This window comes from Actinomadura darangshiensis, from assembly GCF_004349235.1.
Classification (GTDB): Bacteria; Actinomycetota; Actinomycetes; order Streptosporangiales; family Streptosporangiaceae; genus Spirillospora; species Spirillospora darangshiensis.
Window position 1 is genome coordinate 1 of sequence record NZ_SMKY01000109.1, and the last position, 26090, is coordinate 26090.

A 26090-nucleotide genomic window follows, 5' to 3' on the forward strand; every position below is an offset into this window, starting at 1 on the left:
TCCTCGGGGGGAGTGGGCTGTGGGGCGGACCCGGCTTGGCCGGAACGAGCGCTGCCATCCGGAGCGCCGCCGTAAGAAGCGGGGCCGCGAACGCCAGCCGCCGCTGCGGGACTGCGTCCGGCAGTGGTGGCCGATCGTGGCGGGGGCGCTCGCGACGACGGGCCTGCTGCTGGGCGCCTACCTGGAGTTCCCCCGGGACCCGCGGGCGTCGGCGGCGCTGGCCGTCCCCGAGCGCGCCGCGCCGGACGCCGCGCCCGCGGCGAAGCCGATGAGCAACTACACCACGGAGTTCACGCCGGGTGAGCCGCGCGTCCGCAACATCGAACTCGCCGCCCGGATCCTGGACGGGCACATCGTCGAGCCCGGGACGACGTTCTCCTTCAACGACGTCATCGGGCCGCGCACCAGGAGCCGCGGCTACGTCCCCGCACCCGCCATCATGGGGGCGCGCCTGGTGAACGATGTGGGCGGCGGCATCTGCCAGGTGTCCACGACGCTGTACAACGCCGTGTTCCGGGCCGGGCTCGGCATCCGGAAGGCGCGCGCGCACACCATGTGGATGCCGGAGTACCCGGAAGGGCGCGAAGCCGCGGTCTCCTATCCCGCGCTCGACTTCACTTGGAAGAACGACACCGAGAGCCCTGTGCGCATCCAGGTCACCTACAGCGGGTCGTCGCTGACGGTGAACCTCTGGGGCGACCGCAAATACGAGGTGCGGTCGCGGACGTCCAAGCGGTACGGGTTCAGGCCGTACGAGACGGGTGCCGGACGGGGCCGCAAGTGCGTCCCCATGGCGGGCCGCCGGGGCTTCAAGATCGACGTCTGGCGCACCCTGCTGGCCGACGGCCGCAAGGTCCGCCGCGAGAAGTTCCACACCGAGTACCGCCCCCAGCCCAAGGTGACCTGCCACTAACCCACGAAGGCGGGCGTGGGAGTGTGGGGGGATGGAGGGAACTTTTGAGCTGGCGCCGGACGACGGGCGGTTGGTCCTGCGGACCGGGCGGAGCGGGCTCGGGCGGCGGGCCGGGCACGACCTGACCATCGAGGCCACCCGGTGGTCGGCGGCGGTCGAGGCCCGCGAGCCCCTGGACGCGTCGTCGGTCGAGGTGACCGTCGAGGTGGACGCGCTGGAGGTACGGGAGGGCGCCGGCGGCGTGAAGCCGCTCACCGACCAGGACCGCGCGGAGATCGGGAAGAACCTGCGGAAGGTCCTGGACGTCCGGCGGTATCCGCGGATCCGGTTCGTCTCGACGGGGGTCGGCGAGGACACCGTCGAGGGCGACCTGACGATCATGGGACGGGTGAAGCCGGTGCGGGTCCGGGCCGCACTGGACGGCGACCGGGTGCACGGCGGCGTCACGATCGAGCAGAGCCGCTGGGGCATCAAGCCGTACTCCGCCTTCTTCGGCGCGCTCCGCCTCGCCGACGAGGTCGAGATCGAGTTCGACCTCCGTCTCCCCGCGTGACGCCCCCCTGAAGATCAACATGCACTAGGGTGCGTGATCGGTATATTCCGGACAGTTGATCTTCGGGGAGGACAGGATGGTCGCGCTCAGCAGGCGAGACTTCGGCAAGGCGGCGGGGCTGACGGCCGGGCTGACGGCGGCGCCGGCGCTGCTCGCGGGGTGCTCGTCCGGTCCGTCCAAGTCCGCGCAGGCGGTGGCGGCGGCCCGTTCCTGGCGGGTGTCGGGCAAGGCGCTCGCGGGGCTCGGCAGCTTCGACTCGACGCTCAAGAGCTTCATGCAGGAACGCAATGTCACCTGCGGGCAGCTCGCCGTCGTGCGCAAGGGCAAGCTCGTCCTGTCGCGCGGCTACACCTACAGCGACGACAGCGGGCTCACGACGCAGCCGACGTCGCTGTTCCGCATCGCCAGCCTCACCAAGCCGGTGACGGCGACCGCGGTGCTCCGGCTCGTCCAGGACGGGAAGCTCAAGCTCACCGACCGGGCGGCGACGCTGCTCGGGCTCTCCACGACGGCCGACCCCCGGCTGAAGGACGTCACGGTGCTGCGGCTGCTGCAGCACCTTGGCGGCTGGGACCGCGACATCACCCCCGACCCGATGTACCGCCTCGACGCGAAGATCGCGCAGACGCTCGGCGTCTCGCTGCCGGTGAGCCAGGCGAACATCATGAAGTACGTGTCGGCGCAGAAGCTCGACCACGCGCCCGGCACGCAGTACGCGTACTCCAACTACGGGTTCCAGTTGCTCGGCCGGATCATCGAGAAGGTCACGGGGAAGAAGTACGAGGACTACGTCCAGCAGGTCGTGCTCGGGCCGCGCGGCATCACGCGGATGCGCCAGGGCAGGTCGCTGACGAAGACGACCGGTGAGGTTCCGTACTACTCCACCTACAGCGGGGCGACCGTCTTCGACAACAGCGGCAAGACGGTGCCCTACCCGTACGGTGGCTTCAACCTGGAGAACATGGACTCGCACGGCGGCTGGCTGGCCACCGCCATGGACCTGACCCGGTTCGCGGGCATCTATGACGGCGGGACGTCGGTACTCAGCTCGGCGTCCATCAAGCAGGCGTTCGCCAAGCCGGAGACCGGCATCAACGACGACGGCTGGTACTACGGCTGCGGATGGGACGTGCGCCCCGTCACGGGCGGCCTCAACACCTGGCACACCGGAGGGCTGCCCGGGACGTTCACGCTGATGGTCCGCCGCTATGACGGCCTGACGTGGGCGGCCCTGTTCGACCAGCGCCAGGAGGGCGACGCACCGAGCGACGGCGCCCTCGACTCGGCCCTGCACAAGGCCGCGAACGCGGTGAAGACCTGGCCGACCGGCGATCTGACCTCTACGTACTTCTAGCGCGGGCCGCGCGCCTGTACTGGTCGTCGAGGCTTCGCGGGAACGGCATCATGCGGTGCCGTTCCCGCCAGGGCGCGTACTGGCGGACCGCGTTGAACCCGGCCGCCGTGACGATCCGGTCGACGTTCGGACCTGGCCTGTAGGCGGGGTAGACGTCCAGGTGCGCGATGCCTGGGGGGAGACCGTCCGGCCTCTGGGGCGACACCAGGGTCATTGGCGGGCGGATCCGTTCGGCGGACGCCATGTCCCGCGCATAGGCGACGAGTTCGAGCGTCTCTGGGGCGGGGCCACTGTGGACGATGAGCCAGCCGTGCACGTCGACCGGCTCCGCTGGGGGATCGGTGAGTGCCAGCGGGAGGACCTCGTCCGAGACCGTTTGCAGGTAGGCGTGGTGCGCCTCGTCGAGTTCCTCTAGGACGAACGTGCGGTCGAAGCGCGGCGGGTCGGACGGAAGCAGGGGCCTGTAGGCGTCCCAGCGCAGCAGGCGGGCCAGGTGCGTCGTCCTGACGCCGGGCATGCGCGCCAGTTCGCCCTTCAGACCGGCAGGGAACGCGTCCACGATCAGCTCGTCCGGCCGCAGCGCCGCGAGGTCGGCCGTCTCCACGACATGCCAGCCGCCCGTCACGCGCGGATCGTCCGCGAACGGCGAGCCCGTCACGACGGTGACCGGCCCCTCAAGGCGCAGCGTGTGCAGGACGGCCCGGAGCCGCGTCAGATGCCCCAGCCCGTCCCCGGCCGCGTAGCAGACGATCACCGGGCCTCGTCGAGGACGGCCAGGTAGCCGGCGGTCTCCGCGGCCGGGGTGAAGTCGCGGCGGACCCGTTCCGCGCCCGCCGCGCCCAGCTTCGCCAGCTCCTCGCCGCCCGCCCGCGCCGCCCGGTCGACCGCCGCGCGGCAGGCGTGCGCGTCGCCGGCGGGGAAGGTGAACCCGATCTCGTCGTCGGCCAGGTCCGCGAGGCCGCCGCCGTCCGAGGCGAGCAGCGGCACACCGAGCGCCGCCGCCTCCAGCGCCACGTTCGGCATCCCGTCGTAGAACGAGGGAAGGGCGACCAGGTCGCAGCTCGCGTAGACGGCCGGAAGCTCGTAGCGCTCCAGGAACGGCAGCACCGAATGCGGGACGTCGTGCCCGGCCAGCCACTCCTGCACGGAATCCTCGACCTCGCCCACCAGGACCAGGTGGAACGCGCCGGTCCGCTTCGACGCCGCCAGGGCGTCCAGGAGGAAGCCGACGCCCTTCTTCACCTTGAGCTGGCCGATGAGCCCGATCGTCCGGCGGCCCGGCTCGACGTTCTCCGCCCGCCACGCCCGGCCCCGCTCCCGCTCCGACGGCAGGACGCGCCACTGCCCAGTGTCGATCCCGTTGGCGACGAACGCGACCGCCGCGTCCGGGGCCAGCGCGGACACCAGTGGCGCGTGCGACCGGGCGACGACGCACACCCGGGACGAGGCGCGCAGCGCGTCCGCCAGCACGCCCCGCCGCCGCATCGAGAAGGCGCCGACGTCGATGTCGTTGCCGCGCAGCAGCGTGACCAGCGGCGCGTCCAGCAGTGCCGACAGGACGGGCGCGGCGAGCATCGCATGCACCCCGCCGAACGCGATCACATGGGTGTAGCCGGTGAGGCTCTCGGCGGTGATGGTCGTCCACAGGCGGCGCAGGGCGTGCTCGGCGTCGTCGCCGAGCGGGGCGGTCAGCAGCCGCCCGCCGTGCTCGCGGCGCACCCCCCACGGACGCGACCGCCGGGTCAGGTGCGCGACGTCGACCTCGGCCCCGGCGGCGCGCAGCCCCCGCACGATCCGGTCGCACGACTGCGCCATGCCGCCCTGGCTCGGCGGATAGTGCTCGGTGATCCACAGGACCCGCGGCATCAGCTGTCCACGAAGCCGGTGTCGTCGTCAGGCCCCCAGCCGCCGCCGTAGGAGTGGTCGTCGCCCGGGTTGAACGCGCCGCGGTCGTACTCGTCGAACGAGGAGTACCAGGAGGAGTCGTGGTAGGTCCGCGCGCTCCGCTGGTAGTACTCGCGCCGGTAGCCGCGCGTCCACGCGGGGTCGTGCGGGTCCTGCGTCCCGTACCCGCGCGCCGCCGCGCATTCGGGGCACAGCCCGCCGGGCGCCGCGTGCGCGGCGCAGACGGGCCGCGCGCAGTGCGGGCAGGACGCCACCGCCGCCTGCCCGCAGCGTCCGAGCACGAAGAATCCGGTCGTCACGGTGCAGCGGGTCACTTGGTCCTCCTCGCGGGCGTGCCGGGCGGCGTCCACCGGAACGGCTCCGTCGACACGTCCAGGATCCGGGCGAGCATGGCCTTGCCCTCCTGCACGCCGTACAGCTTCCCGTTCACCCGGATCGCCATGTGCTTCCCCTGCTTGACCTGGACCCTGACCCCGCGCGGCGGCGGCGACGCGGGCTGCCGGACGACCGCGCCCTTGGCCAGCCGCCGGGTGACCCGCACCAGCTGCGTGGTCTTCGTCTTCGTCTTCACCTTGACCTTGCCCCGCGGGTTGCGCTTCTTGCGCTTGCGGAAGCGGACCCGGTCGGTGACGTCCAGTTCGAGGACGCTGCCGTCCCGCAGCTCCGCCCGGATCCGCAGCCACGGGTCGAACGCGTACCACTGCTTCATCCAGATGAGCGGCCGCTGGACCGGGAGATCGCTGGGCGGCCCCGCCTTCCCGGGGACGTTCGGGCCGCGCATGTCCGCCGAGACGGAGAGCACCCCGTCCGGCGGCATGTCGGCGGCCAGTACCCGCAGCAGCGGCACGAGGACGGCCGGGACCCGCTGGTGCAGCCGCCACTTGCGCCGCCTGATCTCCGCCTGGTGCCGCGCGAGGCTCTGGATCACCGGCTCCCAGTCGTCCCGCCGCAGCGAGACCGAGATGCCCTTCTCCAGCGTCAGCGCCTTGTGCAGCGGATGGAACCGCTCGATGGCGGCCTTCTGCTTGCGCCAGAACATGACTCAACCACCTGTCGGAGCCGGTGTGATCGTGCGGTAGACGTCGGCCAGCCGGGCACGCGACCGCGCCCAGGTCAGGCCCTCCTCGATGTGCGCCCGGCCGTTGCGCCCCATCGCGGTGGCCTCCGCCGGGTACTCCAGCAGGATCCGGACGGTCCTCGCCAGCTCGGCGGGACGGTCGGCCGGGACGAGCCGCCCGTGCTCCCCGTCCGCCATCAGCTCGCGGACGGCCGGCAGATCCGACGCGACGACCGGCACGCCGGCCGCCATCGACTCGATCACCTTCAGCGGCGCGCAGCCCTGGTCGAGGTTGCGGGCGCAGCCGGTCAGCGGCGCCACCGAGACCTCGGCGTGCGCGAGCCAGGCGGCCACCTCGTGGTGCGGCAGCGTGAACCGCCAGTCGATCCGCTCGGCGACGCCGATCCGCTCGGCCAGCCGCCGCAGCGGCTTCGCCCGCCGTTCCGGGACGGACGCGCAGACCACCAGCCGCAGGTCGCCGAGGTCGGCGAGCCGGGCGAACGCGCGCATCAGCACGTCCAGGCCCTGCCACGGCTGCAAGGCGCCGACATAGATGACATACCGCTTGGGCGCGTCCGCGGGCCGCCCGGTTTCGCCGGGCACCTCGGCGCCGTTCGGGACGAGGTGGATCCTGTCCCCGGGCACGCCCCGGTCCCGGACGGCCTCGCCGATCACCCGCGACGGCACCACGATCGCGTCGCTGCGCTCCAGGCAGAACCGCTCCAGCTCGCGGATCTTGCCGAGCGTGCTCGGCGCCGCCCACGGCCAGGTGTGGCTCATCTCGATGGACGGCAGCCCGTTGACCTCGTACACGACCTTGTGGCGCCGCCCGTCCGCGACCGCCGGCAGCGCGCTCCACGGGTCCCGGACGTGGCAGACCTCCAGCGTCTCCCAGTGCTCCGCCAGGTGGTCGGCGACCCACCCGGAGAACGCCTCGGCCCGGTCGATGAGGTTGGGGATCCGCGCGTCGAAGCGCGCGATCTCCCGCGTCCCCTCCCGCTGGTACCGGGGCAGGTCGCCGCCGCCGATCACGGCGAGCAGCCCGCCCCCGAACCGGGCGAACAGCTCGTCGGCCATCTGCGCGATGTGCACGCCCGACCCCTTGCTGGACGGGAACCGGTCGAACGCGACATAGGCCGCCCTGTGCTTCATGCGACCGTGGCTCATCCGACGCCGGCCCCCTCCGGGACGGCGCGGCGGGCGCGATGCCAGGCGATCTGGTCCGCGAGCCCTTCCGCGAGATCCGTCGTGGCCGTCCAGCCCAGCAGGTCGCGGGCGCGCCCCGTGCCGGCCCAGGTCCGGGACGCGTCCCCGGCCACGGGCGCCTCACGCCGGATCTCCGCCGGGACGCCCAGCGCCTCGGTGAGCATCGCGATCGCGTCCTGGACGGCGACATGGTCGCGATGCCCGACGTTGACGACGATGCCCGGCGGCAGCTCCGCGGCCGCCGCCGCCAGCGTGGCCGCGACGACGTCCCGCACATGCGTGAAGCTCCGCGAGCTTCGCCCGTCCCCGAACACCGGCAGCGGACGCCCGTCCAGCGCCGCCTCGATGAACCGGTGGAACGCCATGTCGGGCCGCTGCCGCGGCCCGTACACGGAGAAGTACCTGAGCAGGACCGTCCGCAGCCCGCACCCCGCAGCCTGGCCCGCGAGCCGCTCCACCTCGGCCTTGCTGACCGCGTACGGGCTGGCCGGGTTCAGCGGATCGTCCTCCCGGTTCGGCCGCCGCCCCGCCGACCCGTACACCGACGAACTGGACGCCACCACGACCTTCGGCCGCCGCCCGGCGGGCCGCCCCAGGCAGGCCGCGAGCAGCCGCCGCGTGGCCCGCACGTTGTCCCGCTCGGCGATCGCCCGCCCGGCGCCCCACGAGTCGCGCACCCCTGGACGTCCCGCCAGATGCAGGACGACGTCGGCCGCCGCGACGGCGTCCAGGTCGTCCACGGCGAGATCGACCTCGGCGACGGACACGCCCGGCCCGGCCGAGACCTCCGCCCACGTCCGCCACGCGACGTCCGGGGCGAGCGACCGCCCCGGCGCGTCGACCGCCAGCACCTCATGCCCCGCACCCGAGAGCGCGTCGGCGACATGGCTCCCGATGAACCCCGCCGCACCAGTAATGACCACCCGCACGCAGGCACTTTATCCGTCTCGCCCCGAACCGGGACAGGTCCGGCGTCCCTGTCCGCCCGGGACGTCAGGCCAAGGCGTGCAGGAGCAGCCGGTGCAGGTCGGCGAGTTCGGCGGGGGAGAGCCCGCCGAGTGTCTCGGACAGGACGCCGTCGAAGATCTCCGCGCCGGCCCGCCGGGCCTCCTCTCCGCGGCCGGTGAGGCGGTGCCGGATGGCCCGGCCCGGGCCGGGCACGCGCTCGATGAGGCCGCGCTCGACCATGCGCGCCGCGAGCGAGCCCATCGACTGGTCGGTCTGGAAGGTGAGTTCGGCGAGAGCGTGCAGCGACGCGTCCGGGTGCCGCCCGAGGTGACGCAGCACGTCCCACTGCACGAGCGAGACGCCGAGCTCGGCCAGGCGCTCGTTGGCGGTGCGGTGGTGCCGCCATTGGAGCCGCTTGACGGCCAGCCCGACGTCCTGGAGCGACGGGTCGGCGACGTCGGTGTCCTCGGGCGGGGAAGTCATGCGGCCAAGTTATCAGGTTCCTTGTCTAAGGTTGCTTATATCAATCTCCTGATCTAAGGTTCCTGATATGCAACCTCCCGTCGCTCCGAAACGCCCGGCGGATGCCGCCCCGCCCTCCACCGGCGCCGCGCGCAGCCGCTCGCCCGCACCGACGATCGCGTTCGCCTGCGCCGCGATGCTGGTCTCCTACCTGCCGTTCTCCGCCGCGAACGGGGCCCTCGGCACCATCGCCGCGGCCACCGGCGCCGCCACCTGGCAGCTGCAATGGGTCTCGGACGCCTTCGCGGTCGCGCTGGGAGCGACGGTGCTGTCCGGCGGCGTCCTGTCCGACCTGTTCGGCCGCCGGCGGATCACGCTCGGCGGCCTGCTGCTGACCGCGCTCGGCGCCGCCACCGGGTTCGCCGCCGGCCTGCTGCCGGACGCCCCGGCGGTCCACCTGCTGTGGGCGGGGCAGGCGATCGCCGGCATCGGCGGCGGGGCGGTCATGTCCGCCACGCTGGGGATGATCGCCGCCGCCGCACCCGGCCCGGCCGCCCGCAACCGGGCGATCTCCTGGTGGGCGGCCTCGGTCGTCGCCGGACTGGGCGGCGGGCCGTTCCTGGCCGCCGCCGTGACGGGCCGCGCCGGCTGGCACTGGCTGTTCGCGCCGGTGGCCGCCGCCGCGCTCATGGTCGCCGCCTTCGGCGCCCGCCGGGCCGCCGAGTCCTCGGCACCGGCCGGACGCCGGCTGGACGCCGCCGGCCAGACGACCGGGGCGGCCGGCATCGCGGCGCTGACCGTCGGCGTCATCAGCGGCGGTGCCACCGGCTGGGCCGCACCGCTCACCCTCGGCGCGCTCGCGCTGGCCGCCGCCGCGTTCGCCGCCTTCGTCCTCGTCGAGCGCCGCTCGGCCTCGCCGCTCCTGCGGCTGGAGCTGTTCGCCTCCGGCGGGTTCACCACCGCCGGGCTGGCGGCTATGGCCGTCCTGCTGGCGATCGGCGGCTGCCTCTTCATGCTCAGCCTGTTCTTCACCCACCAGCACGTCGATGATCTCGGCATCGCGGTGCGGCTCGGCTGCCTGTTCGCCGGCAACGCCGTCGCCAGCCTCGCCGCGGGCCCCCTCGCCACCCGGATCGGCGCACGGGCCACGCTCGTCGGCGGCCTCGCCCTCGCCGCGGCCGGCGCCGCCACCCTGCTGACCGTCACCGGCTCGACCGGCCTCGGCGGGTTCGGCTGGCGGCTGGCGATCACCGGTGCGGGCGCCGGCCTGGTGATGGCGACCGCCACCGCGGTGGCCGTGCAGTCGGCGCCGGGGCCGCTGGCGGGCATGGCCGGCGCGGCGAACAACGCGATGCGCCAGCTCGGCGCCGCGCTCGGCCCCGCCGTCCTCGGCGCGATCCTCGCCGCCCGCCTGCGGGGCGGCGGCGACTACACCGCCGCGCTGCACACCTGCGCCGCCGTCCTGACCGCCGTCTTCATCCTCACCGGCATCGCGGCGGCCGCCCTGTTCACCCGCAAGACCTCATGAAAAGGACCAGCGCCATGACCACCCATACCCTCCGCACCGCCCAGTCCGGGCCGGTCGAGATCAGCGTCACCGAGCACGGCTCCGGACGCCCGTTCCTGCTGCTGCACGGCGGCGCCGGCCCCCGGTCGGTCACCGGCTTCGCCGACCTGCTCGCCGAGTCCCGCGACGCGCGGGTGCTCGTCCCGGCCCACCCCGGGTTCGGCGGCACGCCCCGGCCCGAACCGCTGCGCACCATCCGGCAGCTCGCCGCCGTCTACGCGGAGCTGCTCGACGAACTCGACCTGCGGGACGTGACCGTCGTCGGCAACTCCATCGGCGGATGGATCGCCGCCGAGCTCGCCCTGCTCGGATCACCGCGTGTCAGCGGCACCGTCCTCGTCGACGCGGTCGGCATCGACGTCCCGGGCCATCCCGTCGCCGACTTCTTCAACCTGACCTTCCCGCAGGTCACCGCGCTCAGCTACCACGACCCGGAACGCTTCGCGGTCGACCCCGCGGCACTGCCGCCCGCCGCCCGGGCGGAGATGGCCGCGAACCGTGCCGCCCTGGCCGTCTACGCGGGCCGGCCGTCCATGATCGATCCCGGCCTGCGCGCCCGGCTGGCGGACATCACCGTCCCCGCCCTCGTCCTGTGGGGAGAGGCCGACCGCATCGCCGACCCCGACTACGGCCGCGCCTACGCCGCCGCGATCCCGTCCGCCCGCTTCCACCTCCTCACCGCCACGGGCCACCTGCCGCAGATCGAGACCCCCGATCCGCTCATCGACGAGATCTGGGCCTTCGCCACCCGCTGATCAGCCGCCCGCCATGGCGCCCACCACCATGAAGGGCTCGTCGCCCGCGGTGACCGGGGCGGGGAGCGGGGTGCCGGGCGGGTCGTGGGACAGGTCCTCCTCGCAGGCGAAGAAGCGGACGAACGCGCGGCGCCGCCCGGTGGCGCGGTCGCGGATCGTCCCGCGCAGCACCGGGTGGCGGGCCTCCAGCGCGTCCAGCACGGCGGCGAGCGTGACCGGCTCGGGGACGTCCAGCGCCACCTCGCCGCGGACGCCGGCGAGCACCCGCAGATGCGCGGGCAGCACGACGCGGATCATGGCAGCGTCTGCACCTCCACCGACAGGACGGACGGCAGGTCGCGGACGATCGGCGCCCACGAGTCCCCGGCGTCGGCCGACGCGTACACCTGGCCGCCGGTCGTGCCGAAGTAGACGCCGCACGAGTCGAGCGAGTCGACGGCCATCGCGTCCCGCAGGACGTTGACGTAGCAGTTGCTCTGCGGCAGCCCGTCGGTGAGCGGCTCCCACTCGTGCCCGCCGCCGCGGCTGCGGTAGACGCGCAGCCGGCCCTCCGGCGGGTAGTGCTCGGAGTCGCTCTTGATCGGGACGACGTAGACGGTGTCCGGCTCGTGCGCGTGGACCGCGATCGGGAACCCGAAGTCGCTCGGCAGGTCGCCGCTGATCTCGTGCCACGTCAGGCCCGCGTCGTCGCTGCGCATGACGTCCCAGTGCTTCTGCATGAACAGCACCTCGGGACGCGCCGGATGCATCGTGATCCGGTGCACGCAGTGGCCGACCTCGGCTTCGGGATCGGGGATGCCCTCCGAGCGCAGGCCGCGGTTGATCGCCTGCCACGACTTGCCGGCGTCGTCGGTGCGGAACACGCCCGCCGCGGAGATCGCCACGTACATCCGCGCGGCGTCGGCGGGGTCCCGCACGATCGTGTGCAGGCACATCCCGCCGGCGCCCGGCTGCCAGGACGGCCCCGAGCCGTGCTCGCGCAGGCCCGGCAGCTCCGCCCAGGACGCGCCGCCGTCGGACGAGCGGAACAGTGCGGCGTCCTCGACCCCGGCGTGGACGGTGTCGGGGTCCGTCGGCGACGCCTCCAGATGCCAGACCCGCTTGAACTCCCAGGGCTTCGGCGTGCCGTCGTACCACTGGTGGGTGCCGGGCACGCCCTCGTACGCGAACTCGTTGCCCACCGGCCGCCACGTGGCGCCGCCGTCGTCGGACCGCTGGATCATCTGCCCGAACCAGCCCGTGGACTGCGACGCGTACAGCCGCGCCGGGTCGGCGGGCGACCCGGCGAGGTGGTAGATCTCCCACCCGCCGAAATGCGGCCCGCTGACCTCCCAGTCCTTGCGCGCGCCGTCCGAGGTGAGGACGAACGCGCCCTTGCGCGTACCGACGAGGACCCGTACTCCGGTCATGGCTTCTCCCTTCGCTGGCGGCCGGCATGGCTTCGCCACCGATACTGACTGCGCGCGACGGGAGAATTCATCGGTCGCGCGACACCGGTATGACCGGTGGCGGTCAGCGGGGGCGGGCCACCCGGCCCTCGTCCCAGACGGGTTCGGCGGACTCGTAGACCGAGCCGTCGGCGCCGAAGATCAGATGCCGGTCGAAGGCGCGGGCGAACCAGCGGTCGTGGGTCACCGACAGGACGGTTCCCTCGTAGGACTCCAGACCTTCCTGGAGGGCTTCGGCGCTGGCCAGGTCGAGGTTGTCGGTGGGCTCGTCCAGGAGGAGCAGCGTGGCGCCGCCCAGTTCCAGGAGGAGGATCTGCAGGCGGGCCTGCTGGCCGCCCGAGAGGGTCTCGAAGGGCTGCTCCGCGCAGACGTTCAGTTCGTAGCGCGCCAGGGCGTTCATCGCGTCGCCCCGGAGGCGGGCGTGCTCGGTCATGACGATCTCGCACGGGGTGCGCGCGGCCAGGTCCGGGCGGGCGTGGGTCTGCGCGAACAGGCCGGGGACGACGCGGGCGCCCAGGCGGGCGACACCCGTGTGGGCGACGGGCTCCACCCGGGTCGCGCCGCGGGGGAGCGCCTCGGCGATCGCGGTCAGGAGCCGCAGGAAATGGGATTTGCCGGAGCCGTTCGAGCCGAGGACCGCGACGCGCTCGCCGTACCAGACCTCGGTGCCGAAGGGCTTCATGAGCCCGGTCAGTTCGAGGTTCTCGCAGATCACCGCCCGTTTCCCGGTACGGCCGCCGCGCAGGCGCATCTTGAGGCTCTGGTCGCGGGGCGGAACCTCGGGCGGGCCCGCCTCCTCGAACTTGCGCAGCCGGGTCTGAGCGGCCTGGTAGCGGGACGCGAGCGAGTCGTTGAAGGCCGCCTTGTTCTTGAGCGTGTTGACGAGCTCCTTGAGTTTCGCGTGCTCCTCGTCCCAGCGGCGGCGCAGTTCCTCAAGGCGTTCGTTGCGGTCGCGGCGGGCGGCGGCGTAGGTGGAGAAACGGCCGCCGTGGATCCACGCGCGGGCCGCCTCGACGGTGACGATCCGGTCGGCGGAACGGTCGAGGAGCTCCCGGTCGTGGGAGACGAGGAGGACGGTCTTGGACGTCTCGCGGAGCTTCTCTTCGAGCCATCGCTTGCCCGGGACGTCCAGATAGTTGTCGGGCTCGTCCAGCAGGAGGACCTCGTCGGGGCCGCGGAGCAGCGCTTCCAGCGCGAGGCGCTTCTGCTCGCCGCCGGACAGCGTGCGGACCTCGCGCCAGCGGCACGAGTCGTACGGGACGCCCAGGGCCGCGACGCAGCAGGCGTCCCAGAGCACCTCGATCTCGTAGCCGCCCGCGTCGCCCCAGCCCCCGAGGGCCGTGGCGTAGCGGAGCTGGGTCGGCTCGTCGTCGCGCTCCATCATCGCCAGCTCGGCCGCGTCCACGGCGGCCGCCGCGTCCCGGACCCGGGGCGGGGCCAGCGACAGGAGCAGGTCGTGGACGGTCGACTCGTCCCGCATGCTGCCGATGAACTGGCGCATCACGCCGATGCCGCCGCTGTGCGCGACGGTCCCCGACTGGGGTGCCAGGTCGCCGGCGATCAGGCGGAGCAGGGTCGTCTTCCCGGCGCCGTTCGGGCCCACGAGCGCGGCCGTGACGCCTTCGCCGACGCGGAACGACACGTCGTCGAGGAGCATCCGGCCGTCGGGCAGCACATGGCCGATGTGGCCCACCTCGACGTGTCCCATGGGTCCCGAGTCTCGGGAACGCCCGCCGGACGCGTCAAACCAATTACCCGTCCAGAAGTGCCCGGACCGGGCCCGATGGTCAGTACCCTTGGTTGCCGTGAGTCGAGAAGGTGTGACGCCGCAGAGCGAGGATTTCTCCGCCTGGTACAACGAGCTGGTCGTGCAGTCCCAGCTCGTCGACCGTGGCCCGGTCCGCGGCACGATGGTCATCCGACCGTACGGGTTCCGCATGTGGGAGCTGCTCCAGGCCGACCTGGACGGGCGCATCAAGGACGCGGGGCACGACAACGCCTGCTTCCCGATGCTCATCCCGGAGTCCTACCTCAAGCGCGAGGCGGAGCACGTCGAGGGCTTCTCCCCGGAGCTCGCGGTCGTGACGCACGCGGGCGGCAAGGAGCTGGAGGAGCCGCTGATCGTGCGGCCGACCTCCGAGACGGTCATCGGCGAGTACATGGCCAAGTGGATCGACTCGCACCGCGACCTGCCGCTGCTGCTGAACCAGTGGGCGAACGTCGTCCGCTGGGAGATGCGGCCCCGGATGTTCCTGCGCACCACCGAGTTCCTCTGGCAGGAGGGCCACACCGCGCACGCCGACGAGGACGACGCGATGCGCGAGACGATGTGGGCGCTGGACGCCTACGCGGGCGTGGCGCGGGAGCTGGCGGCGATCCCGGTCGTGCCGGGAGAGAAGACGCCCGGTGAGCGGTTCGCCGGCGCCGACCGCACGTACACGATCGAGGGCATGATGCGCGACGGCCGGGCGCTGCAGGCCGGCACGTCCCACTACCTCGGCACCAACTTCGCCAAGGCGTTCGAGATCCAGTACCAGGACGAGGCGGGCAAGCTGACGCTCGCGCACACCACGTCCTGGGGGATGAGCACCCGCATGATCGGCGGCGTGATCATGACGCACGGGGACGACAAGGGGCTCGTCCTGCCGCCGCGGATCGCGCCCTACCAGGTCGTGATCGTCCCGATCGGGCGCAAGGAGCAGGGCGAGCAGGCCGCCGCCGAGGCGCGCCGGCTGGGCGCGGCGATCAAGGTGATGGGCGTCCGCGTGCACGTCGACGACAACCGGCCGCAGCTGTCGCCCGGCTTCAAGTTCAACGAGTGGGAGATGCGCGGCGTCCCGATCCGCGTCGAGCTGGGCAAGCGCGACATCGAGGGCGGCGTCGCCACCGTCGTCCGCCGCCTGGAGACCGAGGAAGGGCAGGGCAAGGAGCAGATCGAGCTCGGCAGGCTGCCCGAGCTGATGCCGGGGATGCTCGCCGACTTCCAGACGTTCCTGCTGGCCAGGGCCGAGAAGTTCCGCGATGACCACACCGCCGCGGTGGACGACTGGGACGCGTTCGCCGCGCAGGTCGCGACCGGCTGGGCCCGCGCGTTCCACTGCGGCGGGACCGCCTGCGAGGACGACATCAAGGCCGAGACCGCCGCGACCCCCCGGGTCATCCCGATCGACGCGCCCGAGGAGACCGGCGCCTGCGTGAAGTGCGGGCGCCCGTCCGCCTACGGCAAGCGCGTCATCTTCGGCCGCGCCTACTGAAAAGCGCGCCTACTGAGCCGGGGATCGGCCGCGCGTTACGAGCCTTCGGGCCTGGACGCGCGGCCGTTCGCGTTCAGCCTCGTCAGGTACGGCTGGACGAACCACACCCATCCGGACAGCAGCGCGACGACCACGACCGTCGCGACCGTGGCGGCCGCCTTGTCCGACAGCGCCTGGACGATCAGTGTGGTGGACGCGGTGATCGACACCCCGAGCGCGACCGCGCCGACGATGCCGAACCGGTTGGCGCGCCGGATCAGCAGCGCCTTCTGCCCGAGCCGGAACAGGATCCGGTGCTGGAACACGGGGGCGATGAAGCAGATCGACGCGAGCGCCGCACCGAACAGCGCGATGTAGAACAGCGTCCTGCCGGTGTCGTCGACCTTCGTGTCGAAATGGGCGGAGAACGGGACGGTGAGCAGGAACGCGAACAGCACCTGCACGCCGGTCGTCGCGACCCGGAACCCCTGGAGAAGCTCCATCAGCTGCCGGTCGAGACGTTCGTGGTCGGTCTCGTTGCGGGGCTTGTCCACGGGATCGACGGTCATAAATGCCATCTACCCGGCATAACGACCATCAGTCCCTAGCCGAGCGTGGGCGGCTCCACACGCAGCGCGAGCATCGACACGTCATCGCGCAGGTCACCGTCGCAGTAGTCGAGCAGCGCCCGCTCCACGGAGGCGAGCATCTCCTCCGGGGGCTTGCCGGCGTACCCGGCGAGGGCCTCCAGCAGGCGCTCCTGCCCGAACTCCTGCCGCATCATGTCGCACGCCTCCAGGACGCCGTCCGAATGCAGGATCAGGGTGTCGCCGACGGTGAGGTCGATCGTGTCCAGCCCCGCCTCGAAGTCCTCGAACAGGCCGAGCGGGACACCGCCGCGCGACGCCGACCTGATCACGCCGTTGGCGCGCACCACGAGCGCCGGCGGATGCCCCGCGGTGCCGAGCGACACGATGATCCGCTCGGTCTCCAGCGTCAGGCCCGCCATCACCGCGGTGACGAAGCGGTCCTCGTCCAGCAGGGCCTCGTTCACGATGCCGAGGACGTCCGCCGGACGGGCCTTCCACCGCGACGCGAGCCGGACGCAGTGCCGGGCCGTCGCCGTCACGGCCGCCGCGTCCTCCCCCTTGCCGCACACGTCGCCGAGGACCAGCCCCCAGCCGTTCTCGGTGCGGAACACGTCGTAGAAGTCGCCGCCCACGTCCGACCCGTGCGTGGCCGTCAGGTAACGCGCGGCCACGCTCACCCCGGGGATGGCCGGCAGGTTCTTCGGTAGCAGCCCGGCCTGCAGCGTGTCCGCCACCTCGGCGCGGCGCCGGTAGAGCCGCGCCGCCCGGATCACCAGGGCCAGGTAGCGGCCGAGGCGCTGCACGACGCCGAGGTCCATCAGGTCGAACGGGCCGTACTCGCCGCTCGCCGCCAGCGTGATCGTGCCGATCGCCCGGTCGCCGTCCTCGATCGGGACGCTCAGCACCGACGTCGCGCCGATCTTCCCGCAGACGGGCTGCCCGTCCGGGCACATGCCCAGCACGTCGAGATTCTCGACGTGCGGCCGGAGCGCGCTCTGCCGGGTGACGAACGTGGTGTACGGCAGCGTGTCGTCGGTGGGGTCGACCTCCTCCAGCATCCGCGCCGCCTCGACGGACCGCTCGTCCTCCGGCCCCATCACGACCTGGCGGCGCAGCTCGGGCGCCGCGCGCGCCGCGTGGATGCCGCCCTGCGGGGACGCGCCCGCGGCCCCGCCCGGGCCGGTCAGGTCGATGAACGCCCAGTCCGCCAGCTCGGCGGCCAGCAGCCGGGCGCACCGCCGGACGGCCACCGTCTCGTTGAAGACCGGCTCGTCCAGCAGCAGCTCGCTGGCGGTGGCGAGGACGTCCATCCGGTGGACGATCGTCGCCACGGCCTCGTCGTCGCCCGGCCCGCCGTCGCCGGTCCGCGCCCTGGTGGCCCCCGCACTCTGCGCCGCGGGCGCCCGGTCGTCGACGGGGGTGGTCGTCGGGCCCGCGGCCACCACGACCATCGGGTCGGGCTCGCCGCGGATCCACACCCGGGCCAGCGTCACCACCGCGTCGACCGGATGGTCGCGGCCGAGGAACCGGACGTTCACCCGGCGGCGCTTGCCGGTCCGGACGACGGCGGCGAGCTGCGACCGCAGCGCCGCCCGGGTCGCCATGTCGCAGAACGCGGTGAACTGCTTGCCCGACACATAGCCCGACGACGTGCCGAGCAGCTGCGCCGCCTGCTGGTTGACGCGGCGGACGCTCGTCGTCCGGTCGAGCAGGAACAGCGGCACCGGGGCGTCCTGGAAGACCGTGCGCAGCACCCGCCGCTCGTTCTCGGCGGCGGCCGACCCGCCCGGCTCGCCGGTCTGCTCGCCGCCCATCGTGCGCAGCACGCTCAGCGCCAGCTCCAGCTCCACCAGGGCCGCGTCCAGCGTGGCGCGCAGGTCGGGCTCGGGCACGCCGGCGGCCTGGCGCAGCTCCCCGATGCGCCCTTCGAGGTCCGAGATCTCCCTCAGCAAGGATTCGGGTTCGAGCTGGTCAGGCTGATCGCGCATCTGGTCTCCCTCTCTCCGCGTCACACGGTGGAACCAGCGCGGCTCCGCCCGGTACCGGGCAGGACCACGGATCTACGGGCCGCCACTCGCAGCCTATTCGCCTCTTCCAGGGCTAAGGCAGCCCATGCTGACCGACGATACGCTGGGCGAGCGCGGTGAGCTTCACGTGACGCGTCTGCGAGATGCGGCGCATCTCGGCGAACGCCTCGTCGGCGTCGCAGCCGAGCGCGTGCATGAGAATGCCTTTGGCCTGGTCGACGACGGCACGGGCCTCGACGGCCTCCTGCAGCTGGACGGCGGTTCGGTGCGCGTCGTCGTACTGCTGGGAGTTGGAGACGGCCGCGGTGCCCTGCGCGATCAGCAGGGACGCGAGCGCGTGCCGGCCCCGCCCGAGCGCCTTCGGAGTCACCCCGTACAGCGTGAGGGTGACGAGGACCGGCGGGTTCAGGTGCGGGGTCGCGGTGAAGCAGCGCACCCCGCGGCGCAGCATGTCCGACACGGTCTCGGGCCAGCGGGTCTCGCCGAGGATGTCGTCGGAGACCAGGGGCCGGCGGTCCTGCACCACGTCGAAGATCGGCCCCCTGCCGCGGGACAGCTGCCGGTCGGTGACCTCGGCGAGGTCGGGATGGCTGGCCGCCGCCGCGAGCGGCTCGGGCCGGTCCTGCCCGGCCTCCGGGCCGCCGGCCTGCGCGGGGATGTCCAGGGCGTCGCTCGCCGTGCCGGGCGGCGGGCCCGCGGCGTGGGGAACGGACCAGCGCACGCTCGCCGCGCCGGCGCAGCCGGGCACGGCCCGCGCCGCCAGCTCGGTCACCCGGTGCAGGGTGCCCACATCGGAGGACTCTCCGACCAGCCCCAGCCGGGCGATCTCCAAGGCGAGCTGGTCCGTCAGGACCGTTTCGGTGGGCGTCACCTCTCCGAGATTATCCTGGCCCGCGGGCTGCCGCGGCGCCGGCACCTGGCCCTGACGATGCATGAGGGTGTCCTAGTTGTTGGGCGGGGACTTGCTGATCTCCGGGAGGGGACCGACCTCTCCGTTGGCCACGGCCAGGTCGCCGATCGTGACGATGCCGACGGGCCGCTTGTCGCCGTCCACGACCGGCAGCCGCCGGACAGCCTGCTCGCACATCAGCCTCGCCGCGGTGTCGGTGTCGTCCTCGGGGCGGACGGTGGTCAGCTCGGCCGTGCACACGTCGCCGAGGGGCGTCAGCGCCGTGTCACGGCTCTCCGCCACGGCGCGCACCACGATGTCGCGGTCGGTCACCACCCCGCACAGCCGTCCGGCGAAGGTGACCAGCACGTCGCCGATCCCCTCGTCCCGCATGACGCGGGCGGCCTCGTACAGCGTCGCCTCCAGCGGCAGTGCCTGCGGCGCCCCCGTCATCACGTCGCTGACCCTTGGTGGCATCGCGCGCACATCCTCCCGAATCGCCGGCGGCTCGCGTGGCCTGTGAGCGCGCTTTACCCAGGGTCGGCGCGCCTATTCGGACGGTCTCCGAATCGGCCGCCGACCTGCGGGGCTCAGAACGCGAAGACGGTGCCCGTCCGCGCCCGCATGACGCAGTCGTTGCCGTACTCGGCTCGGAAACGCGCAGGTTTTCCATGCCGGCGCCCTTCCGCGCGGGCGACGACGGGGCTGTGGACGTCGGTGCACATCCGCCCGTCCGGCGCGTGCTCGAACCTCCCGCCGGACCCGCTCAACTCCAGGCAGGCACGCGCCGCCTGGGGATGCTCACCCCCGTCCGGCCCGCAACGCAGCGTGACCGCCCTGGTGCTGGACGCGCTGCCACCCGCATGGGTGACGGAAAGCCGCAGCGACGTCTCCGAGTCGTTCGGCACGGCAGCCATCAGCGCGACCACCGCACCCAGGACGGCACCGGTGACAAGGTTCGGCATGACCGACTCCCAATCTCGGAGGGATGTCGCTCACAGTATCTGGACGATGACAGATCGTGCAGACAAACAAGTGATCCCGCAGTCACGGGGCAACTGCGGGATCACGCTGTTCGGCAGGGCGCCCGTCAAGATACGAACGGCGTCCAGCCACTGGCCTCAACCGGTGACGACCCAGACCGTCGCGATCGCGTCCGAAGGCAGGTTTCGAGCTTGCGAGAAACCTGATCGCGCAGCGAGCCGCTAGGCGAGCCGGAGCGATGCAGCGATCGCATCGCGTTTATCGACGATGGAGGGCCGCCAGGCCCGAAGGAGGAGAGAAAGGCAAAGAAAACTACGCCGCCAGGATGTGGCTTGCGCGGCGGTGGTCGGCCAGGGAGTCGCGGAGCTGCTTGCGGCCGCGGTGGAGTCGGGACATCACCGTGCCGATGGGGGTGCCCATCATCTCGGCGATCTCCTTGTAGGGGTATCCCTCGACGTCGGCGAGGTAGACGGCGTCCCGGAAGTCCTTCGGGAGGGCGCGCAGGGCGGCGACGACCTCGGAGTCGGGGATGCGGTCGAGGGCCTCGGACTCGGCGGAGCGGAAGCCGGACGAGTGCGCCTCGGCCTGCGCGATCTGCCACTCCTCCAGCTCCTCGGAGCCGGCGCGCTGGGGCTCGCGCTGCTTCTTGCGGTAGGTGTTGATGAAGTTGTTGGTGAGGATCCGGTGCAGCCACGCCTTGAGGTTCGTGCCTTCCTGGAACTGGTGGAAGTTCACGTAGGCCTTGGCCAGGGTCTCCTGGACGAGGTCCTCGGCGTCGGCGGAGTTGCGGGTCATCCGGATGGCGCTGGCGTACAGCGGGTCTGCGAGCGGGAGCACGTCGCGCTCGTAGCGCTGCGTGTTCTCGACAGGCGTGGTGACAGCGGTCATCGTCGCTCCCCGTAGGTAGTCGTCCGGTCAAGGACCGGTTGCATGGCGCGTGTTCGGGGGCACGCGCGGACCGGGCGGATGAACCGCCCCCCGTTCAAGTGGTACGTGCCACCGTTCCCGGCGGGTTCGGAGGGGCCTCCGGCCTCGCTTGGAGGGTGGGCCGAGGGTCGTGCGCGCTTGCGCGTTGCCAGAGCGACCCCGGTTTCCGGGACGTCGCGGGCCTTGCGCTGTCGGGCGCTCCCCACCCGCCGGTGGGTCTTCCTGTCATGTAAGACGCATGGAACGGGCCAAATGGTTGCCATGGTACGCGTGTCGTCCGTCACACCCGGTGGTGTGTTGGACAAAGCGGTACTGATCAGACGGTATATGACGCGGTCCCTGGGCGGCCCGCACGCGGTGGCCGCCCAGGGACCCGGAGGGTCAGCCGAGGAGGTGGTCCAGGGCTCTGGTCATCAGCTTTCGGCCCTGGTCGGTCTGCTCCAGGCCGAAGCCGAGGAGGACCGTGTCCCTGGTCGCCACCGAGGAGACGGAGTCGATCAGGGCCTGCGAGCGGACGAACTCGGTGCCGTTGCCCGGGCTGCCGGCAGGGGCGCCCTGGACCGTCCAGGGGCCGAGGCCGGTTTCAAAGCCTTCGGCGTCGAGCTGGCCGCCGGACGTGGTCAGCTTGGTGTCGTCGACGAACAGCCCGGTTCCGCCGGTGGCGGGGTCGCTGACGTAGGAGATGGACACCTCGACCTTCTTGCCCGCGTAGGCGGACAGGTCGAACGCGGCGGGAACCCAGCCGCTGGAGTTGCCCGTGAAGGCGTTCCACTGACCGGACGTCCCGGTGCTGCCGCAGGGGTTGCCTCCCGTGAGGTAGTGCGTGAGGAACGGATGCATGGCGAGGAGGTAGCCCTGCTCGCACTGTTCCGGGACGGTCGTGCTCGTCCGGCCGTTCTTGTCGGGCAGCGTGGTCCAGTCCTCGGCACCGGTGGTGTGCGCCTCGACGATGACGTTGTCGAAGCCGGTTTCGGTGCTGTAGGAGAGCTGGGCCTGGAGGGTGGGTGCCTGCGCGGCGGTGACGGCGGACAGGTCGACCGTCCTCGTCAGCCGCCGGTAGGCGCCGTCCTGGTGCGGGCCTGCGACGTACCACTGGCCTTCGACGGGTTCGGTGGGCGCGGCCGCACCTGTGTAGTCGCCGGCCTTCCAGCTGGTGAACTGCGGGAAGCCGGCCTTGGGCAGGACGGTCGAGGTGACCTGGAACCCGCCCGCCTCGTTGACGGGGTTCGTCGCGGTGCCCGTGAGCTTGGACGTGACCCCGTCGAACGGCGGCTTCGTCCCTTCGAACCCGGTGGGGGCCCCGACCTGCTGCCTGTCGTAGGCGCCCAGGTAGTACTGGAAGAAGTCGTCCGACAGCAGCTCGCAGTCGTCGCGGAAGTTGCCGGAGACCACGCAGGGCTTCTCGGGGTGGCCCTTCAGGCCGTAGTAGATGCCGCCGCCGTTGAGCCGGCTGATCGGCCCGTAGTAGCCGGACGTCTCGCCGGTGTGCAGCAGTTTTCCGCCCTCGTTCAGGTACGAGCGGACGGACAGCACCAGTTCCTTCTCACGGTCGGCCACCTGCGAGTCGGGGAAGTCGCCGAGGAAGGTCTTCACCGGGTCGTCGGCCGCGTCCTGCGTCAGGCGGTTGTCGCCCAGGTACCAGACGACGGCCTTGAAGTGCTTCAGGACGCCGAGGTCGTGCGGGACGCCGTCCTTGTCGATGTCCCAGACGAGCGGCCGGTGCTTGGCGGACTTGACGAGATCGGCGTACTGCGCGGCGTACCGGGGCTTGGTCGTGCCGGCCGGATAGGCCGGGTTGACGCCGGTGTAGTCCTCGTCCGCGATGACCAGGACGTCGGCCCTCTGCTGATCGCGCACCGTGTAGGTGAAGTGCTTGCTTTCGACCCGCTTGTGGCCGTCCCTGCCGGCGAACCACACCTCGACCCTGTCGCCGGGCCGCTGCCGTCCGACCTTGCCGCGGTACTCGGCGTAGTAGGTGTCGTTCTCGTCGCCGAACCGCTCGCCGCCGCGCCACTCGCGCGGGTGCGCGCCGCGCGTCCGGCCGCCGTTGATCCGGTAGCGCATCTCCTTGGCCTTCAGCGACCTGCGGATCACGGCCGCGACCTCCTGGGACGAGCCGTAGGAGGTGCTGAACGCGTCCGTCTCGAAGTCGGGCGTGGTGCGTCCCACGGACGAGACGGGGTGGTCCGGCGTGTGCGCGGACTCGCCGATCGACAGCGCGAACGGCAGGTTCTTCTGAAACTCCCGCTGGATCAGCGCCTCGTCGTCCGGGAACTCGAAGTCGCTGCCGCAGTCGCCCGGCTCCCACGCGTCGTCCGGGTCCTCGTTCGCGGCCGTCGTGCAGGTCGCCATCTCCGGCGTGATCGTCAGGGTGCCGTACTCGTTGTCGGCCTGGCCGTCGGTCTCGCCGTTGGTGGTGTAGAGCTGGGCGCCCAGCTCGGGCGTGTACCCGGGGACGGCCGGACGGTCGATGTCGCCGACCAGCGCGTCGTGGACGACGTCGTCCGGGCTGCGGGTGAGCGCCTGCCAGCCGACGCCGTGCAGCAGCAGCTGCGCCGCGGAGTGGTAGTTGACCATGAAGGTCGGGCGCGTCCTCTTGTAGAGGTCGAGCTGCGCCTTCGTCTCGGGCTCGGACGCCGGCGCCGGGCCGCGGTAGGTCTGGCTCGTGATCTGGTCGGACGAGCCCTCGTTGTCGTAGCCCCACTTGTAGGGGAAGTTGCGGTTGAGGTCGACGCCGTCCGCGCCGGTGATCTGGCCGTCGCCGTTGTTGTCGCGGGTGTTCTTGCGCCAGAGGCGGAAGCCGTCCTGGAAGGTCAGGTCGTAGCCGTCCACGTTGACGACCGGGACGAACCACAGCTCGGTGGTGTCGATGATCTTGGTGAGGCCGGCGTCGGTGCCGTAGCCGTCGACGTAGTAGTGCAGCAGCCGGCGGACCATCTCCGGGGTGATCCACTCGCGGGCGTGCTGCGCCGCCTGGTAGACGACGACGGGCCGCTTGTGGTGGTGGCCGAGCCGCCGCACGTCCTTGCTCACCCGGACCGCGGTGATCGGCTGTCCCTGCCCCGACTTACCTATGTCCACGGCGGTCGCGATGGACGGGTGGTCGGCCGCGACCTTGAGCAACTCCTCGTGGATGTTCCCCGGGCCGCTGTAGGGACGGAAGACCTTGGGTGCGGCGGCCAGGGACCGCTGCCGGGCGTCCTTGCCGTCCACCTTCTTGACCGTGAGGCCGAGGCCCTGTCGGTTGAGCGCGGCGGCCTCGGTCGCGCTCAGCACGGCCTCGACGTGGACGCGGTCCTTCGCGGCGGTCTTGGAGAAGTGGACGTTCTCGCGGTCCAGAGCGGAGCCGTTGAGCAGCCGCACCTGGTCGGGGGAGAGGTCGGCCCCGTAGACGTCGACGGCCGCGCCGGAGGACGGCGGCTTCGGGGCGGCCTGCGCGGGGGCGGCCGCGAGCGTCCCGACCACGAGGGCGGCCGCGGCGAGGACGGAGGTGAGTCTTCGATTCGTGAGTCTTCGATGCCGGAACGGTATGCGCGACATTGCGCCTCCTGGCAGGGATCACAACGGGGGATCGCGTGATCGTCTGCCGGGGGGCAAGAGGTGTCAATGGGGCATTAGTTCCGTATGCCCGCATTCGGTCACGGGGTGGTGAGATGCCCCGTCAGGACCGTCCGGACCAGGTGCGCCGCGAACTCGTCCGCCGCGGCCGGCAGCCCGGCGCCGGCCGCCACCGCCTCCGGGCCCGCCAGCCGGGTCAGGAAGGCGTGCTGCTGACACCCTCCGAGCAGGGCCGCCGCGATGAACGGCAGCGGCGCGCCGTCCGCCAGCCGGCCGTTGCCGCGCTCGGCCTCCAGATACCCGATCAGCGCGGAGTGGCCCATCACCGGACCGGACATCGGCCCGCCGGGCGGGCCCGCCGGAGGACCACCGGGCGCCCCGGGCGGCAGGGCACCGGCGTCGTGGCCACCTCCGGTCCGCGCGCGCGCCTTGGCGGCGGCCTCCTTCTGTGCTTTCGCAGGGCCGTTTCCCCGCAGCCAGGCGATCAGTTCCGGATCGGCGAGCACGGGCCCTGTCATCGGCAGCAGCTCGCCGTAGAAGGCGACCATCTCCGTCGCCAGCCGGACGAGGTTCTCCTCCACCGTGTTCTGCCCGGCGGAGCCGAGGAGCGTCATCATGGCGGTGCGCGCCGTCCCGGTCACCTCGGCCAGCGCCGCCGCGAACAGCGCGGTCTTGTTCGCGAAGTGGTTGTAGAGGCTGCCCTCGGAGACGCCCGCGCCGCGCGCGATCTCCTTGGTCGTCGCGGCGACGATCCCGCGCGCCTGGATCACCGTGACCGCCGCGGACAGGATCCGCTCCCGCATGGGTTCCGTGCCTGCTGCCAACCCCGCGTCACCTCGCCTTCCGGGGCGACGTTAGCACGTTCGGCGGCCATTGAGTGAGCGCTCACCCGGGCAATTATCGCAGAGCGCCAGCGAATGTCTCTCACAGGAGGTAACTTCGCCCTCACCGCGCGTTGCCGGGCACTTCGAGCGAGTCCGCTCGGGGAGGGGGACCCCATGGTCATCGCGGACCTGCTGGGGGTGGCCAGGATCACCGCCATCACGCTGAACGAACGTGGCCGCATCGGCCACTGGGACGACACCGCCGCCGACCTGTTCGGGGCCGGGCGGCCCCAGGCGGTCGGACGTCCGCCCGCCGCACTGCTCCGCTTGCCGAGGGAGCACCGCGGCGCCTTCGAGCCGGGCGTCTTCGGGCACGTCTGGTGCGGCGCCTGCACGCTGCCGCGCGTCGACGACGGCGAGCCGGCCGAGATCGGCTGGTGGATCTACCCGATCGGCGGGGAACCCGGCGACCACGGCATCCGGATCCTCGCGCTCGCCGCCGACCTGCGCCGGCTCCGCCGCAACGGGATCGGCATCACCATCGGCGACCTGCTGCTCGCCCCGCCCGACGGCACCGGCCCGTCCGGCGGGGCCGTCCGCCGGCCGGCCGCCGCGCGGCTGCTGCGCGTCGAACCCGCGCTCACCGCCCCGTCCGGCGACGAGCCCTTCGCCGGGCCGTTCGCCGACCGCCTCGCCGCGCTGCTGCCCGGGCTGGACCCGGCCGCCGCCGAGAAGATCACCTCGCGGGTGCTCGCGCTCGGCTGCCCGGCCGTCTCGCTCGGCCTGACCATCCGGCTGCCCATCGTCCCGCACACCGAACCCGCCCCGTCCCCCCGCGTGCGGACGGCCGTCCCCCCCCCCCGGGCCGCCGCCCCCGCCCGGCCGCCCCC

25 protein-coding genes are annotated in these 26090 nt (G+C 72.4%); 7 read left to right on the forward strand and 18 right to left on the reverse strand.

From position 1 onward, the window contains the following. From E1293_RS22980 to E1293_RS22990, 3 genes are all read left to right on the forward strand, one after another. A partial coding sequence (locus E1293_RS22980) for a VanW family protein (RefSeq protein ID WP_207939029.1) occupies positions 1–913 on the forward strand: 913 nt, incomplete at its 5' end. 31 nt (positions 914–944) lie between these two features. Beyond that, positions 945–1466 carry a YceI family protein gene (locus E1293_RS22985; protein WP_132199524.1) on the forward strand — a complete coding sequence of 174 codons (522 nt, stop codon included), beginning with the start codon at positions 945–947 and terminating at the stop codon, positions 1464–1466. 55 nt (positions 1467–1521) lie between these two features. Beyond that, the gene (locus E1293_RS22990; RefSeq protein ID WP_243716415.1) at positions 1522–2820 is read left to right on the forward strand and encodes a serine hydrolase domain-containing protein; all 1299 of its coding nucleotides are present in this window, start codon (positions 1522–1524) and stop codon (positions 2818–2820) included. Here the strand turns inward: E1293_RS22990 and E1293_RS22995 are convergent. The 7 genes from E1293_RS22995 to E1293_RS23025 form a co-directional block, all read right to left on the reverse strand. Continuing rightward, positions 2807–3574, reverse strand: a complete 768-nt coding sequence (locus E1293_RS22995) for a hypothetical protein (RefSeq protein WP_132199525.1) — start codon at positions 3572–3574, stop codon at positions 2807–2809. The genes E1293_RS22990 and E1293_RS22995 overlap by 14 nt on opposite strands. Further along, positions 3571–4686: a glycosyltransferase family 4 protein gene (locus tag E1293_RS23000; protein ID WP_132199526.1), complete on the reverse strand. Its 1116-nt coding sequence runs from the start codon at positions 4684–4686 to the stop codon at positions 3571–3573. Before E1293_RS23000 ends, E1293_RS22995 begins: the two co-directional genes overlap by 4 nt. Next, a complete protein-coding gene (locus E1293_RS23005; RefSeq protein WP_132199527.1) occupies positions 4686–5039 on the reverse strand; it encodes a hypothetical protein in 354 nt (117 codons plus the stop codon). The genes E1293_RS23000 and E1293_RS23005 overlap by 1 nt, the downstream gene beginning before the upstream one ends. Further along, a complete protein-coding gene (locus tag E1293_RS23010; RefSeq protein ID WP_132199528.1) occupies positions 5036–5764 on the reverse strand; it encodes a hypothetical protein in 729 nt (242 codons plus the stop codon). The genes E1293_RS23005 and E1293_RS23010 overlap by 4 nt, the downstream gene beginning before the upstream one ends. Before the next feature lie 3 nt (positions 5765–5767). Next, entirely contained in the window at positions 5768–6934 is a 1167-nt protein-coding gene (locus E1293_RS23015; protein ID WP_132199529.1) for a glycosyltransferase family 4 protein, read from the reverse strand. An 11-nt stretch (positions 6935–6945) separates the two neighbouring features. Then, positions 6946–7917 carry an NAD-dependent epimerase/dehydratase family protein gene (locus tag E1293_RS23020; protein ID WP_243716417.1) on the reverse strand — a complete coding sequence of 324 codons (972 nt, stop codon included), beginning with the start codon at positions 7915–7917 and terminating at the stop codon, positions 6946–6948. Between the two features lie 64 nt (positions 7918–7981). Beyond that, complete coding sequence (locus E1293_RS23025; protein WP_132199530.1) at positions 7982–8419, reverse strand: MarR family winged helix-turn-helix transcriptional regulator; 438 nt, start codon at positions 8417–8419, stop codon at positions 7982–7984. A 67-nt stretch (positions 8420–8486) separates the two neighbouring features. Between E1293_RS23025 and E1293_RS23030 the strand changes: the two genes are divergently transcribed. After that, positions 8487–9926, forward strand: coding sequence for an MFS transporter (locus E1293_RS23030; RefSeq protein ID WP_132199531.1), 1440 nt, complete (start codon positions 8487–8489; stop codon positions 9924–9926). Positions 9927–9940: 14 nt separating this feature from the next. Then, on the forward strand, positions 9941–10720 hold the full coding sequence (locus E1293_RS23035; protein WP_132199532.1) for an alpha/beta fold hydrolase: 780 nt from the start codon (positions 9941–9943) through the stop codon (positions 10718–10720). On the opposite strand, the gene E1293_RS23040 is transcribed toward E1293_RS23035, so the two are convergent. The 3 genes from E1293_RS23040 to E1293_RS23050 all read right to left on the reverse strand — a co-directional run bounded on the left by E1293_RS23040 (position 10721) and on the right by E1293_RS23050 (position 13876). Then, positions 10721–11017 (reverse strand): MoaD/ThiS family protein, encoded by a 297-nt coding sequence (locus tag E1293_RS23040; protein WP_132199533.1) that lies wholly within the window; start codon positions 11015–11017, stop codon positions 10721–10723. Next, positions 11014–12129: a WD40/YVTN/BNR-like repeat-containing protein gene (locus E1293_RS23045; protein WP_132199534.1), complete on the reverse strand. Its 1116-nt coding sequence runs from the start codon at positions 12127–12129 to the stop codon at positions 11014–11016. The genes E1293_RS23040 and E1293_RS23045 overlap by 4 nt, the downstream gene beginning before the upstream one ends. Positions 12130–12232: 103 nt before the next feature. After that, a complete protein-coding gene (locus E1293_RS23050; RefSeq protein ID WP_132199535.1) occupies positions 12233–13876 on the reverse strand; it encodes an ABC-F family ATP-binding cassette domain-containing protein in 1644 nt (547 codons plus the stop codon). A 97-nt stretch (positions 13877–13973) separates the two neighbouring features. Here E1293_RS23050 and proS point away from each other — a divergent pair, with 97 nt between their 5' ends. Next, positions 13974–15422 carry a proline--tRNA ligase gene (gene proS, locus E1293_RS23055; RefSeq protein WP_243716418.1) on the forward strand — a complete coding sequence of 483 codons (1449 nt, stop codon included), beginning with the start codon at positions 13974–13976 and terminating at the stop codon, positions 15420–15422. Between the two features lie 35 nt (positions 15423–15457). On the opposite strand, the gene E1293_RS23060 is transcribed toward proS, so the two are convergent. The 8 genes from E1293_RS23060 to E1293_RS23095 form a co-directional block, all read right to left on the reverse strand. Next, entirely contained in the window at positions 15458–15970 is a 513-nt protein-coding gene (locus tag E1293_RS23060) for a DUF6328 family protein (protein ID WP_243716420.1), read from the reverse strand. 35 nt (positions 15971–16005) lie between these two features. Continuing rightward, a complete protein-coding gene (locus tag E1293_RS23065) occupies positions 16006–17979 on the reverse strand; it encodes a SpoIIE family protein phosphatase (RefSeq protein WP_132199537.1) in 1974 nt (657 codons plus the stop codon). A 112-nt stretch (positions 17980–18091) separates the two neighbouring features. Further along, a complete protein-coding gene (locus E1293_RS23070) occupies positions 18092–18889 on the reverse strand; it encodes an ANTAR domain-containing response regulator (RefSeq protein WP_243716422.1) in 798 nt (265 codons plus the stop codon). Positions 18890–18961: 72 nt separating this feature from the next. Continuing rightward, complete coding sequence (locus E1293_RS23075; protein ID WP_132199539.1) at positions 18962–19384, reverse strand: CBS domain-containing protein; 423 nt, start codon at positions 19382–19384, stop codon at positions 18962–18964. Positions 19385–19497: 113 nt separating this feature from the next. Further along, positions 19498–19872 (reverse strand): SSI family serine proteinase inhibitor, encoded by a 375-nt coding sequence (locus E1293_RS23080; protein ID WP_132199540.1) that lies wholly within the window; start codon positions 19870–19872, stop codon positions 19498–19500. A 331-nt stretch (positions 19873–20203) separates the two neighbouring features. Next, positions 20204–20779: a sigma-70 family RNA polymerase sigma factor gene (locus tag E1293_RS23085; RefSeq protein WP_132199541.1), complete on the reverse strand. Its 576-nt coding sequence runs from the start codon at positions 20777–20779 to the stop codon at positions 20204–20206. A 420-nt stretch (positions 20780–21199) separates the two neighbouring features. Beyond that, positions 21200–24358 (reverse strand): M14 family metallopeptidase, encoded by a 3159-nt coding sequence (locus tag E1293_RS23090; protein WP_132199542.1) that lies wholly within the window; start codon positions 24356–24358, stop codon positions 21200–21202. A 98-nt stretch (positions 24359–24456) separates the two neighbouring features. Further along, positions 24457–25200 carry a TetR/AcrR family transcriptional regulator gene (locus tag E1293_RS23095; protein ID WP_132199543.1) on the reverse strand — a complete coding sequence of 248 codons (744 nt, stop codon included), beginning with the start codon at positions 25198–25200 and terminating at the stop codon, positions 24457–24459. A 174-nt stretch (positions 25201–25374) separates the two neighbouring features. Between E1293_RS23095 and E1293_RS23100 the strand changes: the two genes are divergently transcribed. Continuing rightward, positions 25375–26090 (forward strand): nitrogen regulation protein NR(II) (locus tag E1293_RS23100; RefSeq protein ID WP_207939030.1); only part of this gene is annotated, 716 nt, incomplete at its 3' end.

Excerpts from the sequence above, each read along its gene's own strand:
- E1293_RS22985 (WP_132199524.1), top strand. The coding sequence starts at position 945 with ATGGAGGGAACTTTTGAGCTGGCGCCGGACGACGGGCGGTTGGTCCTG.
- E1293_RS23000 (WP_132199526.1), bottom strand. The coding sequence starts at position 4,686 with ATGCCGCGGGTCCTGTGGATCACCGAGCACTATCCGCCGAGCCAGGGC.
- E1293_RS23010 (WP_132199528.1), bottom strand. The coding sequence starts at position 5,764 with ATGTTCTGGCGCAAGCAGAAGGCCGCCATCGAGCGGTTCCATCCGCTG.
- E1293_RS23015 (WP_132199529.1), bottom strand. The coding sequence starts at position 6,934 with ATGAAGCACAGGGCGGCCTATGTCGCGTTCGACCGGTTCCCGTCCAGC.
- E1293_RS23025 (WP_132199530.1), bottom strand. The coding sequence starts at position 8,419 with ATGACTTCCCCGCCCGAGGACACCGACGTCGCCGACCCGTCGCTCCAG.
- E1293_RS23030 (WP_132199531.1), top strand. The coding sequence starts at position 8,487 with ATGCAACCTCCCGTCGCTCCGAAACGCCCGGCGGATGCCGCCCCGCCC.
- E1293_RS23035 (WP_132199532.1), top strand. The coding sequence starts at position 9,941 with ATGACCACCCATACCCTCCGCACCGCCCAGTCCGGGCCGGTCGAGATC.
- E1293_RS23040 (WP_132199533.1), bottom strand. The coding sequence starts at position 11,017 with ATGATCCGCGTCGTGCTGCCCGCGCATCTGCGGGTGCTCGCCGGCGTC.
- E1293_RS23045 (WP_132199534.1), bottom strand. The coding sequence starts at position 12,129 with ATGACCGGAGTACGGGTCCTCGTCGGTACGCGCAAGGGCGCGTTCGTC.
- E1293_RS23050 (WP_132199535.1), bottom strand. The coding sequence starts at position 13,876 with ATGGGACACGTCGAGGTGGGCCACATCGGCCATGTGCTGCCCGACGGC.
- E1293_RS23060 (WP_243716420.1), bottom strand. The coding sequence starts at position 15,970 with ATGACCGTCGATCCCGTGGACAAGCCCCGCAACGAGACCGACCACGAA.
- E1293_RS23065 (WP_132199537.1), bottom strand. The coding sequence starts at position 17,979 with ATGCGCGATCAGCCTGACCAGCTCGAACCCGAATCCTTGCTGAGGGAG.
- E1293_RS23075 (WP_132199539.1), bottom strand. The coding sequence starts at position 19,384 with ATGCCACCAAGGGTCAGCGACGTGATGACGGGGGCGCCGCAGGCACTG.
- E1293_RS23080 (WP_132199540.1), bottom strand. The coding sequence starts at position 19,872 with ATGCCGAACCTTGTCACCGGTGCCGTCCTGGGTGCGGTGGTCGCGCTG.
- E1293_RS23085 (WP_132199541.1), bottom strand. The coding sequence starts at position 20,779 with ATGACCGCTGTCACCACGCCTGTCGAGAACACGCAGCGCTACGAGCGC.
- E1293_RS23090 (WP_132199542.1), bottom strand. The coding sequence starts at position 24,358 with ATGTCGCGCATACCGTTCCGGCATCGAAGACTCACGAATCGAAGACTC.